We start from the raw sequence: 21,214 nt of genomic DNA, 5'->3' as shown, positions 1-21,214 counted from the left end.
CAATTTTTAAAACAATTGCTTCACTGAGAAGCGAAGCAATTGTTAATGTAGTTTGATTATTTGTTTTTGCTTAGCATAAGTTGTAGTGACTATTGTACTAATAAAGAGTATGTATAGGATTACTACTTGAATTCCAACAGTTTGTACAAATGAACTTAATGGACTTGAAAATATCATTCGGATTGTACTTTCAGATGTGGATACATCCAACTGAAGTGCTTTTTGAATCTGAGGTCCATAAACAAATACATTAGTACAAACAACGAGAATGACACCTTGAACCATTGCAGTAAAGGAACGCAACATATTATGTCCAAAAAGTGATCTGTTTGTAAGAACACTGTTAATTGCTTGTTTATAGCTTTTTAAAATACCTTCATCAAGATCATCTTGTAACATGACGAAGTTACTTACTTCATTACCAAATACCAGCATACAAAAGATTAGAATGAGTAATAAAATCCCCATTTTAGGAACAATCGTAATTAAAAACAGAGTTGCAGCTGTAATCAGCGCCCATATAATATATCCTAGGAAAACTATCGTTGTTTTCTTAGACCCAAACGGTTTCTCAAAAAACATGGTTATTGTTATTTCTTGATGTTTGACCATTTTTAGACTTAACTCATGGATTTTATATAAATATGCGTAAACACATAGTGTCATCGGTATAATTCCAATCCACCATAAATTTATAACTTGAAAGATTCCAGAAATTAATGCCGTGACAGAAGCATATCCTAAAGTACCAACTAGTACTATGAGTCGATTATCACGTACAGTCTCTCTTGATAACTCTTTAATTGTTCCCATATTTCCTCCTAAACCTTAATCGCAATAATTCCAGGTGTTCCTGATTCTACATTTTCTCCATCTTTTAACAAAATAACACGTCTTCCATTTAAATTTGTTACTATAACAGGAGATGTCATATCCACATCATTATCTTTGAAAAATTTGTGATTTACTTCTAAAAGTAAGTCACCTTTCTTAACTTGTTGCCCCATTTCAACATGTGCTTTAAATCCTTCTCCTTTGAAATTCACAGTATCAAGACCAATATGTATTAAGAATTCATTACGATCATTCCCCCTAATACCAATCGCATGATTTGTAGGAAATAATGCTACAACCTCACCGTCAACGGGAGCAAAAACGTTTCCGTCAGTGAACTCTATAGCGAATCCGTCTCCCATCGCCTTTTCCGAAAATACAGGATCATTCACATGTTCCATTGCAATTACCTTTCCCATCATGGGAGATACCAAATCTAAAGGTTTTGGTTTGAAAATTTTACTAAACATGATTTATCCTCCGGGTTTTAGTATTTCTTCCCCATACAATATGTTGCATGGATGTTAAAGTCTTCATCAATGATAAGCAAATCTGCATCTTTCCCTACTTCGATTGATCCTTTACGATCATATACATTTAGATACTTTGCGCAGTTTTCAGATGTCATCTTAATAACATCATGCACTGATGGATGAACATTTTTTATTAAATTTTGAATTGATTCAATATAACTTAATTCAAGATGTTTAACTTGTTCATAATCTGTTCTATCATATCGTTGCTCACTTCCATCATCATTTCGGATAACAAACCAATCCCCATCAGGTATAAATGTTTGTTTTCGTATATAATGATATCGCTCTTGCGTAAGCTGTGCCATCGCTGTATTATCTGTAGTCATAATAATACGATCAGGTCCTTTTAGTCGATATGCTATTTGGAATGCTTCCGGTTTCACAGTCATTCCCGTTTGCTTCGCAAATTCACAGTACAAGTCATCAAAGAATAGTGCTGTTCCGGCTACGCCCAGCTCACGATGATGAAATCCTCTCATGCCGCTAAACATGTGGGTTACACCACCTAATCCATATTCTTTGAGATTTGCTATTTCTTCAAAAGTAGCGTGTGAGTGTCCAATATTTATTTGAATTCCATTTGCCTTACAAAATTTTATTACTTCTTTTGATCCGGGTAATTCAGGTGCCATAGTCATCAACTTAATTGCGTTTGGCACCGTTTGAGTTTCTACGAATGTTTCCATTAGTGAAACGGATGGATCTCTAAAAAATTCTTCGCGCATCATGCCTTTTTGCTTAGGACTTACAAATGGACCCTCGAGATGAACGCCTAGTAAACTTGCTCCATCATCTTTCTGTGTTTCCATTATCTCGCAGCTTGTCTTAATTCCTTGAATTAAATCTTCAATTGGCTCAGCACCAGATGTTGCCAAGAAACTTGTCACTCCAACTGATGGAAGATGTTTTTTCATTTCTAACAACCCATGATGAGTTTTGTCATTTCCAAACGAACCTGTACCCCATCCATGAAGATGTTGATCTATAAATCCAGGTATTATTAGATAGTTTTCATAATCTTCAAAACTTTCTGAACCAATGTTAGTAACAAACCCTGTAATAACACCTTCCTCAATTTTTAGATATCCTTCCCTTTTTATTTGATTAGGAAAGTAAATATTCTTAGAATATAAATACATGTTTTCCTCCGTTTCCTTTATTTTCCTTTGTTATCGTCCAAGTTGATCATCGACAGCATTTCTTACAAATTCAACCATAGGTCCGTAAACAACATGAATGTGTCCGCTTGATGGGAAGAACACACCTGAACATCCAGATTTCTTAAGTAAATCATTATTAATTTTCGTTTTATCTTTAAAGTCGACTCGAAGTCTTGTTATACAATTTTCTACGTTTCCTATATTTGATGCTCCACCTAATCCTTCAATCACGAGTGCAGCTACTTCATCGAAACGTCGTTCAGTAATTAATATATTATCTGTCCCTGCAGAGTCTTCTCGTCCCGGTGTCGGAACATTAAACTTAACAATCCACCATTTGAATATGAAGTATATTAATACCGCTTCTATAACTCCGACTATCACAATATTTATCCAGTTTGAATTCTTAAACATTACTCCAAATATTATAAAATCAAATATCGTTCCACGAATATAACCAACAGCAGTATTCATGAAGTAAAGAGCAATACCACCAATAGCACCTAAAACAGAATATATTAAGAAGAGTCCTGGAGCAATAAATAAGAAAGTAAACTCTAATGGTTCGGTAACATTACCAAAGAATGCAGTTGCAACACTGGTAATGATCAAACCTTTCGCCATAGCTTTATTCTCATTATATGCAGTATGATACATTGCAAGTCCTATTGCTGGGAATACAAACAATGCACGAACCATCTGGTTTTGAGCTCCAAATCGAGTTAATTCTGGCATCATTGCCCAATACTCACTATCTGGTCCCAAATTAAATAGGATTTCGTTCATCGCATCTAGGTAACCAATGTACTCAACTCCATTAATTAAATAGACTCCACCAGCCTCTGTGAAACGGAGCATTGCATTCCAAACATGATGCAATCCGAAAGGAATAAGCAAACGGTTAATAACCCCGTTTAATATTTGGCCTAAAATTGGACTCAGTAATAATCCCGACATACTTGCAAAGAATGCGATTAGATATTCCCAGAAAAAAGGAATTATAAGTCCAAATACAATTGCTACACCCATAGAGATCAGAGGAACTGATTTTCTACCTGCAAAGAACGCGAATGCCATTGGAAGTTGAAGATCATAATACTTGTCTGTTGCCCAAGATGCAATAAGACCAGCTATTATCCCTCCAAATACGTTAACGTTTACAGTTTGAATACCAAGCACCATGGCTTGTCCACCAACAGCAATATTTCCTTCTTTGATAAGGTTTCCTGTATTTGTTAACCAAATATTCATGACAATCATCAATATTAAATATGCAAGTACTGATGAAAATACTGCAATTCCTTTATCCTTACGCGACATTCCATATGCAACTCCCATTGCAAATAATAGCGGTAAGTTATTAAAGATAACATCACTCATTGTACGTATACCAATAAAAATTTGGCTAACAGCTGGATTCCCCAAGAAAGGTAGCAGCTCAATCATATATTTTTGAGAAAATGCGCCACTAATTCCGAGTAGTAATCCAACGGGTGCCATTACCCCAATTGGTAAAAGCAATGAGCGTCCAAATCGTTGAATCTGTTCACTATACTTCTTCATAATTCTCCTCCTGTGCATTTAATTTAACATCGGCGGTAAGCGTTTACAACTCTTGACTTATCATTCGTTTACACCTTAAAGGACTTAGGTCACTACATCTTACCTAGGTAACTAAAATTTCTGTTTTTTTTCAATTTTTCAGCTCAATAATCAACTATTTTGTCTAAGTTTTCCTTGGAAAATAAAAAAGAGATTTATTTAATTCATGTAAATAAATCTCTTGAATATATTTAATTATTCTTTAGACAATCGTGTTTTTCGACTAATTCAACTTTCTAAGTTAGTGTCCAATAATTTTTATTTGCTTCCATCAGATCATCAAGTACTGCTTTTGCTTTTTGGGGATCGACTATGGTTCTATTGATTGTTAATGCCTCCAGAGCTTTTGTATAATCTTTCTCTAAGAAAGCTTCTACTGTTAGCAACTCATATGCATATTGCCCCTCCATCAATCCCTTATAAAATGGTTTAATAGCTCCGTAAGGATATGCCTTTGCACCATCTAACCCCAATTGTCCACTTAGTTCTACAATTGCTTCTGCAGGAAAGTTAGGAATAAGGTTATTATTTCTTACCATGATTACAAATTCATTGTTTAAATCATAAAGGATCGATTCAGCAACTTCAATCATGAGATTTCCAAACACTGAACCTTTTAAAATTTCCAGATTTCCTAAATCATCACGGCCTTCCGCACTAGCACAGAGTTCAAATACCTCTTTTTCTCGGCTATCTCTTGCTTCATCAGCACGTGTATAGTTTGGATCACTCTCCTCTACAATCTCCTCTGGAAAGAAGTAGTACTGTAGATAGGTATTTGGAAGATACTCTGGAAAGAAGGATAAATATTTATTGACTCTTTTATATGTTTCTAACCAGGATGCAGATCTTTGTTCTGCGTTATAAGGTTTAAATTCATGACCTGTTAAGTATTCTTTAACTTGGTTATAATAACTGTTACCTTGGTAATCTTCAATTTCGGTAAACCATCCAAAATGATTTAGACCAAAATAAGTACACTTTAAATCATGTTGCGGTTTATCTAATATTTTTGCGTAGGAACGCATCATAGAGTATGGTTGATCACACAAGTTCAAGATGCGCTTGTCATCTGGGAATACTTTATCAAGTGCTAATGCAACGATTGCTGCAGGATTAGTATAATTTAAGATCCATGCATCTTTGTTAACTGCCCGAATATCATTGACCATTTCTATCATTGCGCCAATTGATCTCATACCATAAGCAAATCCTCCAGGACCACATGTTTCTTGACCAACAAGTCCATGTTTTAGTGGGATTTTCTCATCAAGGCTTCTCATTTCCGTGTTTCCCGCTCTCATTTGTACTAAAACAGCATCCGCATCTTCATATGCGACCGTTTTATCAGTGGTGAAGATTACAGTTGCGTTTGGAATTTCCTGTTTCAATACCAAACGAATATATGTCTCCATTTTTGACGTTCTTTTTGTGTGTATGTCAAAAAATACAATCTTTTTAATTTTAAATCGATCTTTATAGTCCACAATCGATCCGACGAGTGCAGGTGTTCTCGAACTTCCCGCACCGACAATGGTGATATTTTGTTCTTTTCTCATGCTTTCTCCTCTATCTATAGCAATCAATACTGCCTTATAAATTCATCATAGAGGGATTGGTATTTAAATGATACTTAAAAGAGAATTATCCTTACCTAAGAAAAAACCTAGGTCACTCAATGTGACTTAGGTCATTTTTTTCTTTCTTGAATCTCAAATTTTACTTGATGTGCCAGCATCTCACAAATTACAAAAAAACCGATTCGAGATATATCATCATTCGTTGCGGTCTCTACTGATTCAGTAGCTGCAAAGAGACTTAAGTCAGATAATCGTGCAAGCGAGTTATGTGTGAATGCGGTCAGCGAAATTATTTCACCTTGACGTGCTTTAACAATTTTCGCCGCATCAACAATTTTTCGAGTTTCGCCTGATAACGAAATCAATATGAATAATTCTCTAGGGTCGACCTGGTTAGCAATAATAGACAATAAATTATAATCATCAATAAGCATGCATTTGACTCCCATTGTAAGAAGGAGATGTGCTAGGTGATTCGCAATAGATTTTGATGTGCCGCGAGCTGCAATATAAACTGTTTTTGCTTCTAATATTTTAACCGAAGCGCTTTTTAATTTTTCGTAATTTAAGATATTTCCAGTCATCGATGCATTTTTGAGGATATTATCTTTTATAACTTCTGTTGTTTCTACAGACAATACTTCCGATTCCATATCCTTTAAGTAATAGCGCAAATCTGTATAACCTTCAAAACCTAATTTTTGAGACATGTTTATTACAACAGTCTTTGAAGTATATGATTTATCAGCTAAATCATTGATACTCATTTTGCTAACGGTATCAAAATTGTGAACTATATAATTGCAAACGCGCTTTTCAGCTTCAGTTAGCAAGTCAAAATGATGTGTTAATCGATTCATAGTTTTCCTCTTTTCATCCCCCAGAATGTAAAGTCATAGTGTATTCCCGTTTAAAGAAAACCCTTACATATCATTGATATTGTAACGAATTTGTTAACAGAGCTCAACAATAATTATATAACACTTGTATTTTATGGATACTAAAGTTACCTCTATTATCTGAATCTAATCATGTTTACTTTGATACATTAAGATTCATGGCAAATAATCATATTTTTATTTATACTCGATAACTAGACCATTTAGTTATCGAATATAGGCATGGTACTAGATCATTATAATTGTATGTTCAGAATATTATTACATTACAAAACTCCGCACAAGATTATTTGAATCTCATACGGAGCTTGAGTGTGTGCAACATTTTTTTACTACTAACAAAGTAAATTATCTATCGTTTCCTAAACGCACCTATTATTTCAGACTGTGGTTTAGTATTACTTCTACAAAATTAATACTTTTTTAAAGTAAGTGTCACTCTGGATGTTTATTTTTTATAGAGATTGATATGATACCAATTTTTTAGTACAAATTATAATTCTTTTTTCTTTAATACTGATACGCCTAAGAAAGTGATTCCTGTGATAATAAATGTTGCGGCAGCAAGATTGTCTGAATTCCCAATCCCCGTACCCGGTAATGTTTCGTTAGATTTAACCTTTTTCGTTGGCTTAACCGGATTGGTCGGCTTCGAGGGTTCGACAGGTTTTACAGGGTCTACTGGGTCAACTGGATCTTCAGGACCAACAGAGTCAGTCACTTTTTTACTGTAAACAAGCGTAAACTCCTTATCTTCATTTGTATAGGGGCTTGAAATTTTATTCATACCTTTTATTTCATATCCCTCTATTCCAGGAGCAACGTATTCAAATGCTTTATCTAAAGTTGCTTGAATAGTCTCATTTGCTCTTAAGCTATTTCCTTCTTCATCTTGAAATTGGATTGTATAAATTGGAAGTCTTAAGTTCACATCAAAAGCACTGTTTTCTTTAGTATATGCATAACTCATTGGTGTGCTTGAATCCACTAAAATATATTTTGATATTAAGTCTTGGGCGATTGGCTGTGTTTCACCTTTTACATTAATTTCGTCTAAGTACTTCAAATCATATTTTCCGTAAGTCACATCTGAGCGAATTAAAGATGTACTACCATCAATGTCTTTTAATTGATAGTTTAGTATCATTTGAGAAGTTTCACCAAAGTAGGCTTCAACCACATCGATACGCTTGTTGTTATCAATCTCTTTTTGATGTAACATTTCGTAAGTTAGTGTTCTTTCATATCCGATTTCTTTAGTTCCATCCTTATACAATATGTAATACCCATAATAGGTATATGGTGTTTCTCTAAATACATTTCCGCCATTCATCAAATCAGTAAGAAGGTTGTCATCATGCGCAGTCCAAGTGCTATTTTCAGTTTCTGACATCAATCTTTGCCAAGGACCAAATTCATCTAAAGGTAAGTTTACCTCTAGTTTTCCAATTACTTCGCCGTCTTCATACTCTAATTTTACGACGCTTTGATTTAATACAATTTGCCCTTCAAATGGATCATTATCAGCGGCTACATTGAGCGCAACGGGCGTTACCATTAGTATTAGTGCTAATAAATATAAACTAAATTTCTTTTTCATATTTTCACCTCTAGCAACAGTATATCACTCTAGTTGTTACAAAAAAGTTCCAAGGAGTGTGTCTCATAATTTAGTCATCATTTTTTCACGAGCATATCACAATAACTTAACGATATAAAATAAATCACTCCTGTGAACCCCATACTTCCAGAAGGCCCAATCTAATTACTAAGAATTTACGTCACACAGTCTCTTTACATTCATTTCTTCTCGATATCTTCTCATTCGACATTTTTCCATAAGAAAACCTACTCGAAAGTAGGTTATTTTCAATATGGTACACCCAACAGGAATCGAACCTGCAGCCTTTTGAACCGGAATCAAACGCGCTATCCGTTGCGCCATGGGTGCGTATCCTTTACCATTCTATCACACTCCATTACAGATTCCAATTTAAGCTTTATTTGAATTTAGAGGGAGTTACGTCTGTATATTTTTTAAAGACATAGTTAAAATATTTATAGTCACTGTACCCCAACATTTCAGCAATTTCATATATTTTATAATCCTCTTCTCTAATGAGTTGGATTGCCTTGTTAATCTTTTTTTGATTTACAAAATCATTCACAGTGGTATTCACTTCTTGTTTGAATAAATCATTCATCGATGTACTCGAAATTTCAAAAATATCACAGAGATCACTTAGGGTTAATTTCTGACTTAAGTTATCATCAATATACTTAATAATTCGTTTCATTTTCTGAGACTGACAACGAATTGCCGGGTCAGAACTTGTTTGTGGATTCTTGGCCTTTATTTTAGGTTTAATTCTCATGATAGCTTCTGAAAGTTCCTCATAGTCAATAGGTTTAAGAATATACTCACTCACTCCTAAAACAAGTGCTTCTTTCGCATAGTCGAATTCACTAAAGCCAGAAATAATTATCGACTCGAAGTCATGAATTTTTTTACCTTCACGAATCATTTCGAGGCCATCAACAAATGGCATTCTTACGTCAGTAATCACGAGATCTGGTTTGAACTCTTCAATGTATTCAAGTCCCTGTTTTCCATTCCACGCTTGAGCAACTAAAACAATGTTGAGCTTTTTCCAATCGAGCATATATCCGATTCCTTTTCGAATATTCTCTTCATCTTCAACCAAGAGTACTTTAATCATGATTGACCTCCCCTTTATATGGAATTCGAATCATTACATGCAATCCTTTTCCAATATTCTGTATAAATACACCATATTCTTTTCCGTATAGAAGTTGAATTGATTTATGGACATTGTAGAGTCCTAAATTATCACGTGCTTTCTGATTATTTTGCAAGTTATCATTAATTTCGTCCAACTGATCTTGGTTGATTCCAATACCATCATCCACAACATCAAATTGAATATAATTCTCGACAATTCTGCCTAGAATTGCAATGTTCAATACTTCGACATGTTCCATATTATATTTAATACTATTCTCTACAATAGGTTGAAGTATCAACTTGGGGATTTGTTGTGTGAGGATTTCATCTTGAATTTCAATCTTAAAGTTGAGCCTTTCTTTAAAGCGCATTTTTTGAAGTTCGAGATAATCTTCAATATATCCTAAATCCTCGGTAACAGTCACTGTATCTCGCCCATAGTTTAATATATAACGCATTAAACGTGCGAGAGCCATAATCATTTTTGAAGCATTATCGGGGTCAAAAATAATCTCATAACGAATAGATTCCAAAGTATTGTATAAGAAATGAGGATTAAATTGATCTTGAAGATGTTTAATTTCCATCCAACGCTTTCTTTCAGCAAGTTCTTGATTCTTCGCAATCAAATCTCTTACACTTAACGTTAGTTCATTAAATTCTTCATAAAGTGTTTCAAATTCTTCAAAGCTTTGTTCCTTAATGAGATAGGTTGTGCTTCCAGATTTATTTTGCTCAATGGCATTCATCAGCTCATCAAGTGGCGAAGCATAAGACTTAGTAATCCGATTAATTAGGGGTCGAACGCAAATTATCAATACTATAAGAATTGTTAGTATCAATCCTAACCCGATAACAAAGACATTTTGATTAAGTGTCGTTTCGCGAATACTTGTCAAGAATACAGGTGTATCATAAATATAGAATTGAGATTTGACTGTCATATTCTGTTTCTTATCCACCGAGACTTTTCCAATCTCATCACGATAACGGGTAGTGTCTTCAAATAGAATATTACTATATTGATCCGAAAGGATGGTAAAGGACGAGTATTGATTCGTAATCTCAGTCAAAGATTCTACGAGCGGCTCAATTGCAATATACCCATCTGCAAATCGTGTCAGAATAAACATCGATGCTTTCTGTTGTTCTAAATAAGAAGTTTTAGCTTCATCAACGATGACTGATTTATCTTGAAGTTTCATATATCTCAGTGACTCACTAAGATTCGAACTTTTCAACAGTTGTTCTTGATTATAGAGGTAGAGATTACTCACCACGATATTTAAGTCACCATCTAATATCGTGAAATTATACTTGATGGTTGATTGACTTCTCATATTGTACAATTCACGATATAAGATATTTTCCGCAATCTCTTCTTGCGCTACTTTATCTTCCAACGTATCCAATTTATAGAAGAGTTCCGAAAAATCTTGGTGAATCGTATCGGTAATATGCTGATTGTCTCGTTTTAACTCATTTTTGATATACAAACTAAAGAGGCTAAAAGTGACTGCACTAAAAACAATTGCAATGGTCAAAAGTACGAGTATCAAATATACTTGAAATTGTTTTCGAATATAGTCGCTAAATTTTCGCTTCATAAGTTAGTCCCCTTCTCGGCACAATCATACCACAGCACCTTATTATCAACGCAGAAAAAGCTAATTAAATTAGCTCTTTCAAATTATAAACTGATTTCTTTCTTACCACTTATTTTAAAGAAGAGTAGGAGTGAAATGATTGAAGTTAATGTCAATATCGTTGAAAATGCTGCGGCATTTCCATAGTTACCACGAATAACTTCGGTATAGATTGCGACGGTAAGTGTCTTCGTCTTGCTGGTATAAAGAATAATTGAGCTACTCAATTCACTAATTACCGTAATCCAGCTCATCAATGCACCGGATATTACTCCTGGCATCATCATCGGTAGCATAACGTCTCTAAATGACTTCATTTCTGATGAACCTAAAGATACGGCTGCTTCTTCCATACTTGGACTAATTTGACCAATAATGGCTGTACTTGACCGAATTGTATAAGCAAGTCTTCGAACTACGAAAGATATTACTAAAATCAAGAAGGTCCCCGATAGCAGCAATGGATAATCATTAAATGCAAATAAGAACGAAATCCCTAATACAGATCCAGGAATAATGTATGGAAGCATCGATAACGTGTCTAAAGATCCCGTTAACGCATTCGGTTTTCTCTCGCTCATATAAGATATCAAAACCCCGAGAACAACAATGATAAGTATGGCAATAATACCGATGAAGTATGTATTTCCAATTACAAATCCTTCACCATTCGCAAAGATATTACGATAACTGTCGAGTGAGAAGCCTTTCGTAAAGACTTGTCCACCATTACTTTTTAAGAATGATGTATAAATTACAACCAGTTGCGGCAATGAAGCTACAAAGACGGTGAAGTAAACAAGTGCATGAACCAAAATATTCTTCGCACCCGTTAACTGACGTGGTTGGATTGGTTTGAGAGCTGTCATTGAATAATTGAACTTTTTCGCAAAGTATTTTTGAATGAAGAAGAGACTGATGATGATTCCAATCACGATAACACAAAGGGCTGCAGCAAAGCTGGCATCCCCACCCAGTTCACTCATAAATTGAGTATAAACTAAGACGGGCATCGTTTTGTATCCTTCACCAATCAACATTGGCGTCCCGAAATCCGAGAATACGCGCATAAACACTAAGAGAGAACTTGCCAAAATACTCGGTACCAGTAAGGGAACGATAATTGTGCGAACTCGTTTCCAAGTACTGGACCCCAAACTTTCAGCTGCCTCGTTGAGAGAATGGTCCATATTTTTCATTGCCCCTGATACATAGAGATATACGAGAGGGAATGATTGCATAGCGAAGACCAATACGATTCCAGCAAAACCATAGATTCCGTTATATTGAATTCCAAATAGACTGTTAATTATTTTTGTAATAAATCCATTTCTACCAAGTAGTTGGATCCATGCGTATGCACCAATAAATGGTGGTGATAGGTATGCAACAATACAGAGTAAATCAACCGCACCACTGAATTTTATTTTCACATTACGCGTGGCATATGCAAGTGGAAGTCCAATTGCTACTGAAATTAGTGTTGCAACAATTGTAACTTTAAAGCTATTAACCAGCGTTGACCAATAGAATTTCCGTTCAAAGAATTTCACAAAGTTTGATAGCCCTATGGAATCATTCACAACAACTGATTTATACAGTACTAAAAATAGTGGATATCCGATAAATACAACAAAGAGTATGAATATCGCAAGTGTTAATCCATGCCATATCGTAAATCTTGATTTATCTTTAGTCTTATTCACACTCATCAACTCCTTCAATAATTGAACGTTCTGTGGTGATGTTAAAGAGATTGATTCGATTCTCTTTAAACTTGAGATAAACTGTTGTATCATCTGGAATAATCTCGATACTTTCTTTATCATCAATAACTTCGACTTCGCGCCCATCATCCAAAGATATATAGTAGTGTGTATTGAGTCCTAAGAAGGTTGATGTCTTAACCACACCTTTAATGCCTGTTGGATCATCAGAAATTCTAAATTCATGAGGTCTCACGGAAACAATGACGTCTTCATCACTATCTGCAACAAGGTTGTTCATCTCAAATTGATAACCTTCAACATCGATACGATTACCTTGACGATGTCCTGTGAAGAAATTCGTTGTTCCAATGAAGTTTGAAACAAATGTATTCACAGGTCGACTATAGATTACTTTAGGTTGTCCAATTTGTTGGATTACGCCTTCGTTCATAACCGCAATTCGATCAGATACCGCTAAGGCTTCTTCTTGATCGTGCGTTACATATACTGTCGTAATGTCGACTTCCTTTTGAATATTTTTAATTGCCAGACGCATCTCTACACGAAGTTTTGCATCGAGATTTGACAAAGGTTCATCCATTAAGAGAACTTCAGGATGAGTAACAATTGCTCGAGCAAGCGCAACACGTTGTTGTTGTCCACCTGATAGTTGTTCAGGGAGACGATCCTTCAGTGAAGTGATTTTCACGACCTCAAGAATTTCATCAACACGACGGTTAATTTCCTCTTTCGAAACTTTCTGATTTTTAAGTCCGTATGCTACATTATCTTTGACACTCATGTGTGGGAAGATTGCATAGTTTTGAAATACCATTCCCATATTACGCTTATGAATTGGAATCTTATTCACAACATGGTCATTAACAGAAATGCTCCCTTTATCGATTGTATTAAAACCAATAATCATTCGTAAGAGTGTAGTTTTTCCACACCCTGACGGACCCAGCAATGTAAAGAACTCTCCAGGATTAATATCTACTGATAGTCCTTTTACAACCTCGTTATCGCCATAACGTTTTACTACTTTATCTATTTTTAAATCGACACCCATAATAATCTCCTCTCATTTAAGGGAAAGACAGCCGAAGCTGTCTTTTTAGTCCATTGATTTTTCTAAATGTTCTGTAAACTTCTTGGATATTTCATCTTTATGTTCCGCAACCCATGCTTCATCGTAATTTTTCGAAAGCACGATGTTACTTTGTGGTGTCATGTAATCTGCAAGTTTAGCATTCTTACGAAGTGGACGAACAGTTAATTGTTCTCCAACTTGGTTTTGAATGTCTTCAGAAATTAAGAAATCAACAAACTTCTTAGCATTTTCAACATTTTTAGCCCCCTTAATAATTTGCACTGATTCTCCTGGGAAAATAGCGCCTTCGACAGGGAATACTACTTCTACAGGTGCTCCATTTTTGACATAATTTGCAGCAGGATCTTCCCATGTTAAACCAACAGGAAACTCTCCATCAGCTACTCCTTTATGAACTTGACCAGAGCTTGATGCAATCTTTCCATCTAAGTTAGCAATTAACTTATCAACGTAATCCCATGCCTTATCAGACATTGGATCACCATCACCCATGTCATACAACATTGCAACTAAAACTTGGAATGCTGAACTTGAGTTCGTTGGATCTCCAAAGCTAATTTTCCCTTTAAGTTCAGGATTTAATAAATCTTGGAATCCATCAATTTTCATAGAGCCCTTAAGATCCTTATTCACGATCATTACTGTTGGATCTGAGAATGCAGGTGTAAAGTATCCTGATGTATTCTTGAATCCATCCATCATATTAGCATCTTCAGGTGATACATATTCCATGAACAAATCTTTATATTCATGGAGCATTGTTTCATCAGCTGCCCATAAGACATCTCCAAGTGGGTTACTCTTTTCTGATTCTACACGCTTTTGTAGTTCTCCAGTACCTGCTACAACAGTCTTAACTTTTATACCCGTTTCTTTCTCAAAGTTTTTAATAACTAGGTTATTTAATCCCTCACTACGTGCTGTATAGATAACCAATTCATTGGAACCACCAGCTGCTGGTTTATCCTCTTTTTTACCACAGCCAACTAAAATAACTGAGAACACAAGCAGTGACACTAACAATTTCATTGTACGTTTCATTTCATATCTCCTCCTAAGTTACTCTTAGTATACCGTTAGTGTATCCGCTTTCACATCCTGAAATATCACAAAAATATCCGAAATATCAAAACATACACAATTTTACTGCAAGTCACCACCATTATTTCGTAACTCACCATCATTTGCTTGTACATTTACTAGATAAACATTATCATTTAAGTACAGGTGATACGATGAAAATTCAACTTGGTAAAAATATTATCGAACCCATTACGAAAGATCAGTTAATGCATGCAGAGATTGTGGAATCCGATGGCTCTTATATTCTTTATGCACAAAACACTAAGTTTCCTGTGTACGATTCACGACGTAAATCATACGTTAATCTTCAGGATATTTTCATTGTGTCCGTTATTGATCAAAATACTGTTGTTGAAACTGAGCATGAATCTTTTCATACAACACTACCTCTCAAAGACTTTGAAGTTGAACCACTACTCCGCATCAATCGTACAACGATCGTGAACCCGCACTTCATTGAAGATATTAAAGTGAGTCTTAATATGAAATACAACATTCGCATACACAACCAATGGCACGATGTTAATCGTAGTTACTATTATGAATTCAAAAAAACCATTGGTATCTAGGAGGTATTTATGTCACTGACACTTTTTATATTACCCATTGTTATCATCTTAGCATTCGTCATTATGAGCTGGGTGTACCAAAGTAAAGCTCTAACGTTTAATGCTCGGAGCGCACTAAAAAAAGATACTAAACGTAAGTTTGCATTTTCTAAAACTGGATTCATCATTATTATATCGAGTAGTTTTATTACTTTATCTTGTATTTCAGTGTATTCAATTTACTTATATAACGTTCGCACTCTGACAACCCGTTGCTTAACACCTACATATGATTCGCAAATACCAGAACTCAAACTATGTGCTAACCAATTTGGTCATGAAATATTTGAAGATACCAATCTCGCATACTCTGTACTTAATACGAAATATCAAGACGAGATACCCACTTCGAATGTTAAGGTAACACCTAAAAATATCACGACACTAAGAGACCACAGTAATGCTTACTTAAATGAAACATTTAATTACTTTTATGATCATCTAAATAATATCTATGACTTCCATACTAATGTGATGCCAGGTAATCAATATGGAACCTATGCGATTGATGGCGTCTGGTTGCTTCAATTTAATACAATCAAAAGGAATTTAAATAGCTCGGATGTATCTTTTACTCTAACGAATCTCACATCATCTGAACAAACATTAACTTCAATTTATCCCATACTCTTTATAGATGGTGATTTCGGTGTTGATCCAAAACTTCTTGAAGCATTAAATGTAACTTTTGAAGCAAAATCGTCACAACAATTTAATCTTAAAATTCCACATACTGACTCACTAACTATAAGAGTAAATTCAAATAATTTAAGTTATATCCACCAAGGAGGTAACCAATGATTAAAAAATATTCAGATACCTTACTTCTTCTCACAACACTTTTCTTGTTTCCTGTTTATTACCTTACAATATGGTTAACTGGATTTACTGCAGGAGATGAGTCTTGGACTGCACTCCATCGTATGTTAGTAGAATATCCACAACTTCTATTTTTTAGTTTCTATATATTATTTATATTCTTCCTCATCAGCCTATCACACATTAGAAACAATAGAACATCACAACGAATTATGAATCTTCTCATCATTGCGTTATCACTTTATTCACTGATATTCTTTCTACATCAAATGATTCAATTACATACATTATCACGTGGAGCGTCGTATTCATTTTACACACTGGGACAATTTGACACTGAAATATTCATTGCCTTTTTCATTATCTTACCCCCACTTATATTCCTTCTTACCTGCGCTACAATTTTTACAAATAAAAAAAGAAACGTCACATCAATCGAATGAACGACACTATCGGGATACTAAAAAGTATCCCTTTTTTTGGGGGATACTTCCTGTTTATATTTTTTGTAATTGACGGTATAGCGTTTGCGCTAGAGTAACTTCTGACATCTGACAACCCGATTCAATCCACTTCATAATAGTATAAACGATTCCCCCCGAATAAAGATAAAGCAAAATTTCTTGTTCATCTTCACTGAATTCATTCGAAAGAATACCTGAGATACTTTCTTGAAATTGTGAGGCAACCATTTGATTTAATTCTCGGTTTACACCCGATGTAAATAAGTTATGATAAATATTTCGTTGTTCCTTAATACGTGCGAGAAAGACTTTTAGATTTTTATCCATTGAGACACCCTTTACGATTCCCAACTTTGTACGCTCCTCACTAAAACAATACATCACCAATTGATACTTATCCTCAAAGTAAGAGTAAAAGGTCGTACGACTTATTAGACTTGCTTGGCAAATATCATTCACACTAATATTATCAAAGTTTGTAGTTTCTAGTAAATCAAACAAACCATGGTAGATTGCAAGTGTGGTTGCATTACGTTTATAGATCATAGTTTACTCCTTTAAGCTACTCTTATTCTATCATAGGTTGACACTTTTTAATATTTGTAAGGCTACCGTACAGACCTTACTTTCTGTTCTTTTTTTCGGTTTAATTCCCTTCATAATGGTGTCAGGAGGTAAAAATCATGAACGAAAACCTTAATAATTTAAATGTATTGCTAAGTGTTTATGAGAAAAAATTGGAACACGCATACGTTGAATATGCAAAAAAAGTTGATGATATTACAAGCATCGAGATGAAAACAATCAATGTCTATGTTGATCGTATCGTGCAAATAAAAAAAGAAATAAAAGAATTGGAGAACCCTGAAAAAATATGATTAAATTATTTAAAAAACTAAAAAAACGAGATTGGTTTTTAATTGCTGTTGCCGTAGTATTAATCGCAGTTCAAGTAGTCTTAGATTTATCGATTCCTGAATATATGACTGAAATTACCAGTCTCGTACAGACTAATGAGGATGTGGTTAATCAAATCCAAAGTATTGGATTCAAAATGATAGCTTCATCACTGGGAAGTGTTATTTTAGCAGTAATCGTTGGATACATCGCTGCAAATATCTCTGCTTCTCTAGGACGTACAACACGTCAAGCTTTATTTGAGAAAGTAAACGAGTTCACAACACATGATGTCGGACAGTTTTCAATACCAAGCTTGATTACACGTACAACAACTGACTCAACTCAAATTCAATTATTTATTGCAATTGGACTTCAGATTGCTATTAAGTCACCCTTACTTGCAATCGCATCAATCAGTCGAATCATTGATCACAGCTGGCAATGGACTGCTTTAATAGCAAGTGGCATTTTATTCCTGTTGGTCATCATTTTAATTATCGTAGTCTTTGCGATACCTAAATTTAATAAAGTACAGAAACTTACTGATAATATCAACCGAATTATGAGAGAAAGTCTTACTGGTATTAATGTTGTCCGTGCATATAATGCTGAATCATATCAAGAAAAGAAATTTGAAAAGGCAAGCAGCGACTTAGCGGAAAATAACCTCTTTGGAACTCGAGTTGTCGGTTTGCTCCATCCGAGTTTAAACTTTGCCATGTCTGTGATGAGTATTGGTATTTACTGGATTGGCGCCTATCTCATCAACGGTCTTTCAGCTTCGGATCAATTGGTGCAATTTAGTAATATGGTAGTCTATTCAGCCTATGCACTACAAATTATTGCATCCTTTATGTTGATGAGTATCTTATTAGTATTGTTACCTCGCGTTAAGGTGTCTGCAAATCGTATTAATGAAGTTTTGGATGCTCCGATAAGTATGGAAAATGGAACCATCAACAACAATGTTTCAAATTACCAAGGTATTGTAGAGTTTAAGGATGTTTGTTTCACTTATCCCGATAATGCACAGCCCGCATTAAAAAATATTAACTTCACAATAAATAAAGGTGAGACACTCGCCATTATTGGGGCTACAGGGAGCGGTAAAACAACTTTAGTTAACTTGATTCCCCGCCTCTATGAAGTCACATCAGGAAGCGTTTATGTGGATGGCGTCGACGTTAACGATTACTACGAGGAATCGCTATACAGTAAGATTGGTTATGTCTCTCAAAAAGCAATGCTATTCAGTGGGACTGTAGCCGATAACATTGATTTTGGACAAACCTTTAATGATAAAATCACTGAAGAGAGAATTACAGATGCCCTTGAATTATGTCAATCTGCAAACTTTGTTCTCAATAAACCCGAGGGGATTCAGTCTCCTGTTGCCCAACTTGGTACAAACTTCTCAGGAGGACAAAAACAAAGATTATCTATGGCAAGAGCCATTGCTCGTGATCCAGAAATTTTAATTTTCGATGATAGTTTTTCTGCTCTCGATTATCAAACCGATCAAAAAATCAGACAGCAACTCAATCAAGACTTTAAAGAAACTACGAAAATTATCATTGCCCAACGTATTGGTACGATTCTCGATGCCGATCAAATTATCGTTCTTGAGAATGGAGAAATGGTAGGCCATGGTAAACATTCAGAACTCTTGAAGACATGTTCTGTCTATCAAGAAATTGCGAAATCTCAATTATCAAAGGAGGAACTTGAAGATGAAACAACAAGAAACTAAAAAATTTCAAGGACTTACCAATCTACTCTCTTACAGTAAGCGATATAAAGGTTCTCTTATTACTGTTGGGGTTCTAGCACTAACTGGTGCTATCTTTATTTTACTAGGACCTAAACAAATTGAAACTATCACCAATTTAATTATCGAAGGAATGCATACTGGCATTGACTTAGAAAGAATCAGTAAAGTAGGCATGACCCTGGTTATAATTTATATCATTGGATTTGGAATAAACTACGCTAAGCAATTTATTATGGCTAGTATTACGCAACGTTTAAACAATCAACTCCGTACCGAAATAGATCAAAAAATTAACCGCCTACCCCTCTCATATTTTGATGAAGTTAGTTATGGTGATGTATTGAGTCGAGTTACGAACGATGTTGATACAATTGGTAAAACCCTAAACAACAGTATCCCAACAATCGTAACAAGTATCACTTTATTGGTTGGCTCACTCTTCATGATGGTTACTTCAAATCTTACCCTTGCAATTATTATCGTTACCATTACACTTCTTGGCTTCACAATGGTTAAACTGATTACAAAAAAATCTCAGCCTTACTTTAACAAACAACAACAAGTTTTAGGGGATATGAGTGGTTTTGTAGAAGAAGCCTATACCGGCCATACTATTATTAAAGTGTATAATGCAAGTGATGATATCAATGATGAATTTTCAGAAATCAATGATAAATTAACAAACTATGGAAAGAAAGCACACTTCCTTTCGGGTATTATGACGCCTCTGATCAGTTTCATTGGAAATCTTAGTTACGTTGCAGTCGCAATTGTAGGATCAAAAATGGTTGTAAGTGGATCCATTGAATTTGGTGTAGTAGTTGCCTTTACAATGTATATTCGTCAGTTTAACAACCCACTATCACAACTTACTCAAGTTGTTACAGATTTACAAACTGCTTCTGCAGCATCAATTCGCGTTCGAGACTTTATGAATGAAGATGAAATTCCTACGGATACTAATTCTCCTGAAATTCTTGACCATGTTGAAGGGAATATCAATTTCGATCATGTATCATTTGGATATGATCCTAATAAACCAATTATAAAGGATTTCTCGTGTGATGTTGTTGCGGGACAAAAAATTGCGATTGTAGGTCCTACAGGTGCAGGTAAGACAACCCTTGTTAACTTACTGATGCGATTTTACGATGTAACATCAGGTGATATTAAAATTGATGGTACGTCAATCTTTAATATCACGAAAGAAAATCTAAGAAATCAGTTTGGTATGGTATTACAAGATACATGGATTTTTGAAGGTACCGTTTATGAGAATTTAGTTTATTCGATCCCAAACATTAATATTGATACGGTTGAGAAAGCCTGTGAGCGGGTTGGAATTGACCATTTCATTAACAGTTTACCCAATGGTTATGACACAGTTTTAGATGAGACAACATCTTTGTCAGAAGGACAAAAACAACAATTTACGATTGTGAGAGCCATGTTAAAAAATGCACCCCTACTTATCCTTGATGAAGCAACAAGCTCCATCGATACACGTACGGAACTAATTATTCAAAATGCCATGGATGAACTCATGAAAGGACGTACAAGCTTTGTGATTGCCCATCGCCTTTCTACCATAAAAGATGCCGATTTAATTCTTGTTATGAAAGATGGTAATGTAATTGAAAGTGGAACTCACGATGAGCTCCTAGAACAAAGAACATTCTACTATAACTTGTATAATAGCCAATTTCAAACTGCATAAGAAAAAGTGTATCCGAAACGGATACA

Annotated in this window: 19 protein-coding genes and 1 tRNA gene; 6 read left to right on the top strand and 14 right to left on the bottom strand. The window is 34.9% G+C overall.

The genetic code is table 11. The features are described 5' to 3' along the window. Nucleotides 1–42: 42 nt before the first annotated feature. From H9L01_RS04610 to H9L01_RS04550, 13 genes are all read right to left on the bottom strand, one after another. A complete protein-coding gene (locus H9L01_RS04610; protein ID WP_187534839.1) occupies nt 43–813 on the bottom strand; it encodes a hypothetical protein in 771 nt (256 codons plus the stop codon). An 8-nt stretch (nt 814–821) separates the two neighbouring features. Then, nucleotides 822–1,304 (bottom strand): PTS sugar transporter subunit IIA, encoded by a 483-nt coding sequence (locus H9L01_RS04605; RefSeq protein WP_187534838.1) that lies wholly within the window; start codon nt 1,302–1,304, stop codon nt 822–824. Between the two features lie 17 nt (nt 1,305–1,321). Next, the gene (nagA, locus tag H9L01_RS04600) at nt 1,322–2,509 is read right to left on the bottom strand and encodes an N-acetylglucosamine-6-phosphate deacetylase (protein ID WP_187534837.1); all 1,188 of its coding nucleotides are present in this window, start codon (nt 2,507–2,509) and stop codon (nt 1,322–1,324) included. A 30-nt stretch (nt 2,510–2,539) separates the two neighbouring features. Then, nucleotides 2,540–4,093, bottom strand: a complete 1,554-nt coding sequence (locus H9L01_RS04595; RefSeq protein WP_187534836.1) for a PTS transporter subunit EIIC — start codon at nt 4,091–4,093, stop codon at nt 2,540–2,542. A gap of 275 nt (nt 4,094–4,368) precedes the next feature. After that, a complete protein-coding gene (locus tag H9L01_RS04590) occupies nt 4,369–5,691 on the bottom strand; it encodes a family 4 glycosyl hydrolase (protein ID WP_187534835.1) in 1,323 nt (440 codons plus the stop codon). Between the two features lie 131 nt (nt 5,692–5,822). Further along, nucleotides 5,823–6,572: a MurR/RpiR family transcriptional regulator gene (locus tag H9L01_RS04585; protein WP_187534834.1), complete on the bottom strand. Its 750-nt coding sequence runs from the start codon at nt 6,570–6,572 to the stop codon at nt 5,823–5,825. Nucleotides 6,573–7,104: 532 nt separating this feature from the next. Continuing rightward, the gene (locus H9L01_RS10855; protein WP_187534833.1) at nt 7,105–8,211 is read right to left on the bottom strand and encodes a MucBP domain-containing protein; all 1,107 of its coding nucleotides are present in this window, start codon (nt 8,209–8,211) and stop codon (nt 7,105–7,107) included. 275 nt (nt 8,212–8,486) lie between these two features. Further along, nucleotides 8,487–8,562, bottom strand: a tRNA-Arg gene (locus tag H9L01_RS04575). Nucleotides 8,563–8,611: 49 nt separating this feature from the next. Beyond that, nucleotides 8,612–9,331: a response regulator transcription factor gene (locus tag H9L01_RS04570; protein ID WP_187534832.1), complete on the bottom strand. Its 720-nt coding sequence runs from the start codon at nt 9,329–9,331 to the stop codon at nt 8,612–8,614. Next, nucleotides 9,324–10,964, bottom strand: coding sequence for a sensor histidine kinase (locus tag H9L01_RS04565; RefSeq protein ID WP_187534831.1), 1,641 nt, complete (start codon nt 10,962–10,964; stop codon nt 9,324–9,326). Before H9L01_RS04565 ends, H9L01_RS04570 begins: the two co-directional genes overlap by 8 nt. Nucleotides 10,965–11,047: 83 nt before the next feature. After that, nucleotides 11,048–12,709, bottom strand: coding sequence for an ABC transporter permease (locus H9L01_RS04560; protein WP_246449171.1), 1,662 nt, complete (start codon nt 12,707–12,709; stop codon nt 11,048–11,050). Beyond that, entirely contained in the window at nt 12,702–13,784 is a 1,083-nt protein-coding gene (locus H9L01_RS04555; protein ID WP_187534829.1) for an ABC transporter ATP-binding protein, read from the bottom strand. Before H9L01_RS04555 ends, H9L01_RS04560 begins: the two co-directional genes overlap by 8 nt. A 45-nt stretch (nt 13,785–13,829) precedes the next feature. Beyond that, nucleotides 13,830–14,867: an ABC transporter substrate-binding protein gene (locus H9L01_RS04550; RefSeq protein WP_187534828.1), complete on the bottom strand. Its 1,038-nt coding sequence runs from the start codon at nt 14,865–14,867 to the stop codon at nt 13,830–13,832. Between the two features lie 194 nt (nt 14,868–15,061). Between H9L01_RS04550 and H9L01_RS04545 the strand changes: the two genes are divergently transcribed. Genes H9L01_RS04545 through H9L01_RS04535 form a run of 3 tightly spaced genes read left to right on the top strand, consistent with a single transcriptional unit; the run spans nt 15,062 to nt 16,779 of the window. Beyond that, complete coding sequence (locus H9L01_RS04545) at nt 15,062–15,478, top strand: LytTR family transcriptional regulator DNA-binding domain-containing protein (protein WP_187534827.1); 417 nt, start codon at nt 15,062–15,064, stop codon at nt 15,476–15,478. Nucleotides 15,479–15,487: 9 nt separating this feature from the next. After that, nucleotides 15,488–16,318, top strand: coding sequence for a hypothetical protein (locus H9L01_RS04540; RefSeq protein WP_187534826.1), 831 nt, complete (start codon nt 15,488–15,490; stop codon nt 16,316–16,318). Then, nucleotides 16,315–16,779 carry a hypothetical protein gene (locus tag H9L01_RS04535; protein ID WP_187534825.1) on the top strand — a complete coding sequence of 155 codons (465 nt, stop codon included), beginning with the start codon at nt 16,315–16,317 and terminating at the stop codon, nt 16,777–16,779. Before H9L01_RS04540 ends, H9L01_RS04535 begins: the two co-directional genes overlap by 4 nt. 54 nt (nt 16,780–16,833) lie before the next feature. Here the strand turns inward: H9L01_RS04535 and H9L01_RS04530 are convergent, their stop codons facing one another. Continuing rightward, complete coding sequence (locus tag H9L01_RS04530) at nt 16,834–17,346, bottom strand: TetR/AcrR family transcriptional regulator C-terminal domain-containing protein (protein ID WP_187534824.1); 513 nt, start codon at nt 17,344–17,346, stop codon at nt 16,834–16,836. A gap of 137 nt (nt 17,347–17,483) precedes the next feature. Here H9L01_RS04530 and H9L01_RS04525 point away from each other — a divergent pair, with 137 nt between their 5' ends. From H9L01_RS04525 to H9L01_RS04515, 3 genes are read left to right on the top strand one after another with little or no spacing between them, the layout of a single operon-like run. Next, nucleotides 17,484–17,678, top strand: a complete 195-nt coding sequence (locus tag H9L01_RS04525) for a hypothetical protein (RefSeq protein WP_187534823.1) — start codon at nt 17,484–17,486, stop codon at nt 17,676–17,678. Continuing rightward, nucleotides 17,675–19,450: an ABC transporter ATP-binding protein gene (locus H9L01_RS04520; RefSeq protein ID WP_187534822.1), complete on the top strand. Its 1,776-nt coding sequence runs from the start codon at nt 17,675–17,677 to the stop codon at nt 19,448–19,450. Before H9L01_RS04525 ends, H9L01_RS04520 begins: the two co-directional genes overlap by 4 nt. Further along, nucleotides 19,431–21,188: an ABC transporter ATP-binding protein gene (locus H9L01_RS04515; protein ID WP_187534821.1), complete on the top strand. Its 1,758-nt coding sequence runs from the start codon at nt 19,431–19,433 to the stop codon at nt 21,186–21,188. The genes H9L01_RS04520 and H9L01_RS04515 overlap by 20 nt, the downstream gene beginning before the upstream one ends. Nucleotides 21,189–21,214: the final 26 nt, after the last annotated feature.

The sequence above is a fragment of the Erysipelothrix inopinata genome, from assembly GCF_014396165.1.
GTDB classification, from domain to species: domain Bacteria; phylum Bacillota_I; class Bacilli_A; order Erysipelotrichales; family Erysipelotrichaceae; genus Erysipelothrix; species Erysipelothrix inopinata.
The sequence above is the reverse complement of the archived record's forward strand: the minus strand, read 5'-3'. Positions and strand labels throughout refer to the sequence as shown.

Bases quoted from the DNA above. Each gene is read 5' to 3' on its own strand.
- H9L01_RS04515 (WP_187534821.1), top strand. From the start codon at position 19,431: ATGAAACAACAAGAAACTAAAAAATTTCAAGGACTTACCAATCTACTC.
- H9L01_RS04530 (WP_187534824.1), bottom strand. From the start codon at position 17,346: ATGATCTATAAACGTAATGCAACCACACTTGCAATCTACCATGGTTTG.
- H9L01_RS04610 (WP_187534839.1), bottom strand. From the start codon at position 813: ATGGGAACAATTAAAGAGTTATCAAGAGAGACTGTACGTGATAATCGA.
- H9L01_RS04535 (WP_187534825.1), top strand. From the start codon at position 16,315: ATGATTAAAAAATATTCAGATACCTTACTTCTTCTCACAACACTTTTC.
- H9L01_RS04520 (WP_187534822.1), top strand. From the start codon at position 17,675: ATGATTAAATTATTTAAAAAACTAAAAAAACGAGATTGGTTTTTAATT.
- nagA (WP_187534837.1), bottom strand. From the start codon at position 2,509: ATGTATTTATATTCTAAGAATATTTACTTTCCTAATCAAATAAAAAGG.
- H9L01_RS04585 (WP_187534834.1), bottom strand. From the start codon at position 6,572: ATGAATCGATTAACACATCATTTTGACTTGCTAACTGAAGCTGAAAAG.
- H9L01_RS04550 (WP_187534828.1), bottom strand. From the start codon at position 14,867: ATGAAACGTACAATGAAATTGTTAGTGTCACTGCTTGTGTTCTCAGTT.
- H9L01_RS04545 (WP_187534827.1), top strand. From the start codon at position 15,062: ATGAAAATTCAACTTGGTAAAAATATTATCGAACCCATTACGAAAGAT.
- H9L01_RS04525 (WP_187534823.1), top strand. From the start codon at position 17,484: ATGAACGAAAACCTTAATAATTTAAATGTATTGCTAAGTGTTTATGAG.
- H9L01_RS04540 (WP_187534826.1), top strand. From the start codon at position 15,488: ATGTCACTGACACTTTTTATATTACCCATTGTTATCATCTTAGCATTC.
- H9L01_RS04565 (WP_187534831.1), bottom strand. From the start codon at position 10,964: ATGAAGCGAAAATTTAGCGACTATATTCGAAAACAATTTCAAGTATAT.
- H9L01_RS04590 (WP_187534835.1), bottom strand. From the start codon at position 5,691: ATGAGAAAAGAACAAAATATCACCATTGTCGGTGCGGGAAGTTCGAGA.
- H9L01_RS10855 (WP_187534833.1), bottom strand. From the start codon at position 8,211: ATGAAAAAGAAATTTAGTTTATATTTATTAGCACTAATACTAATGGTA.
- H9L01_RS04555 (WP_187534829.1), bottom strand. From the start codon at position 13,784: ATGGGTGTCGATTTAAAAATAGATAAAGTAGTAAAACGTTATGGCGAT.
- H9L01_RS04605 (WP_187534838.1), bottom strand. From the start codon at position 1,304: ATGTTTAGTAAAATTTTCAAACCAAAACCTTTAGATTTGGTATCTCCC.
- H9L01_RS04570 (WP_187534832.1), bottom strand. From the start codon at position 9,331: ATGATTAAAGTACTCTTGGTTGAAGATGAAGAGAATATTCGAAAAGGA.
- H9L01_RS04595 (WP_187534836.1), bottom strand. From the start codon at position 4,093: ATGAAGAAGTATAGTGAACAGATTCAACGATTTGGACGCTCATTGCTT.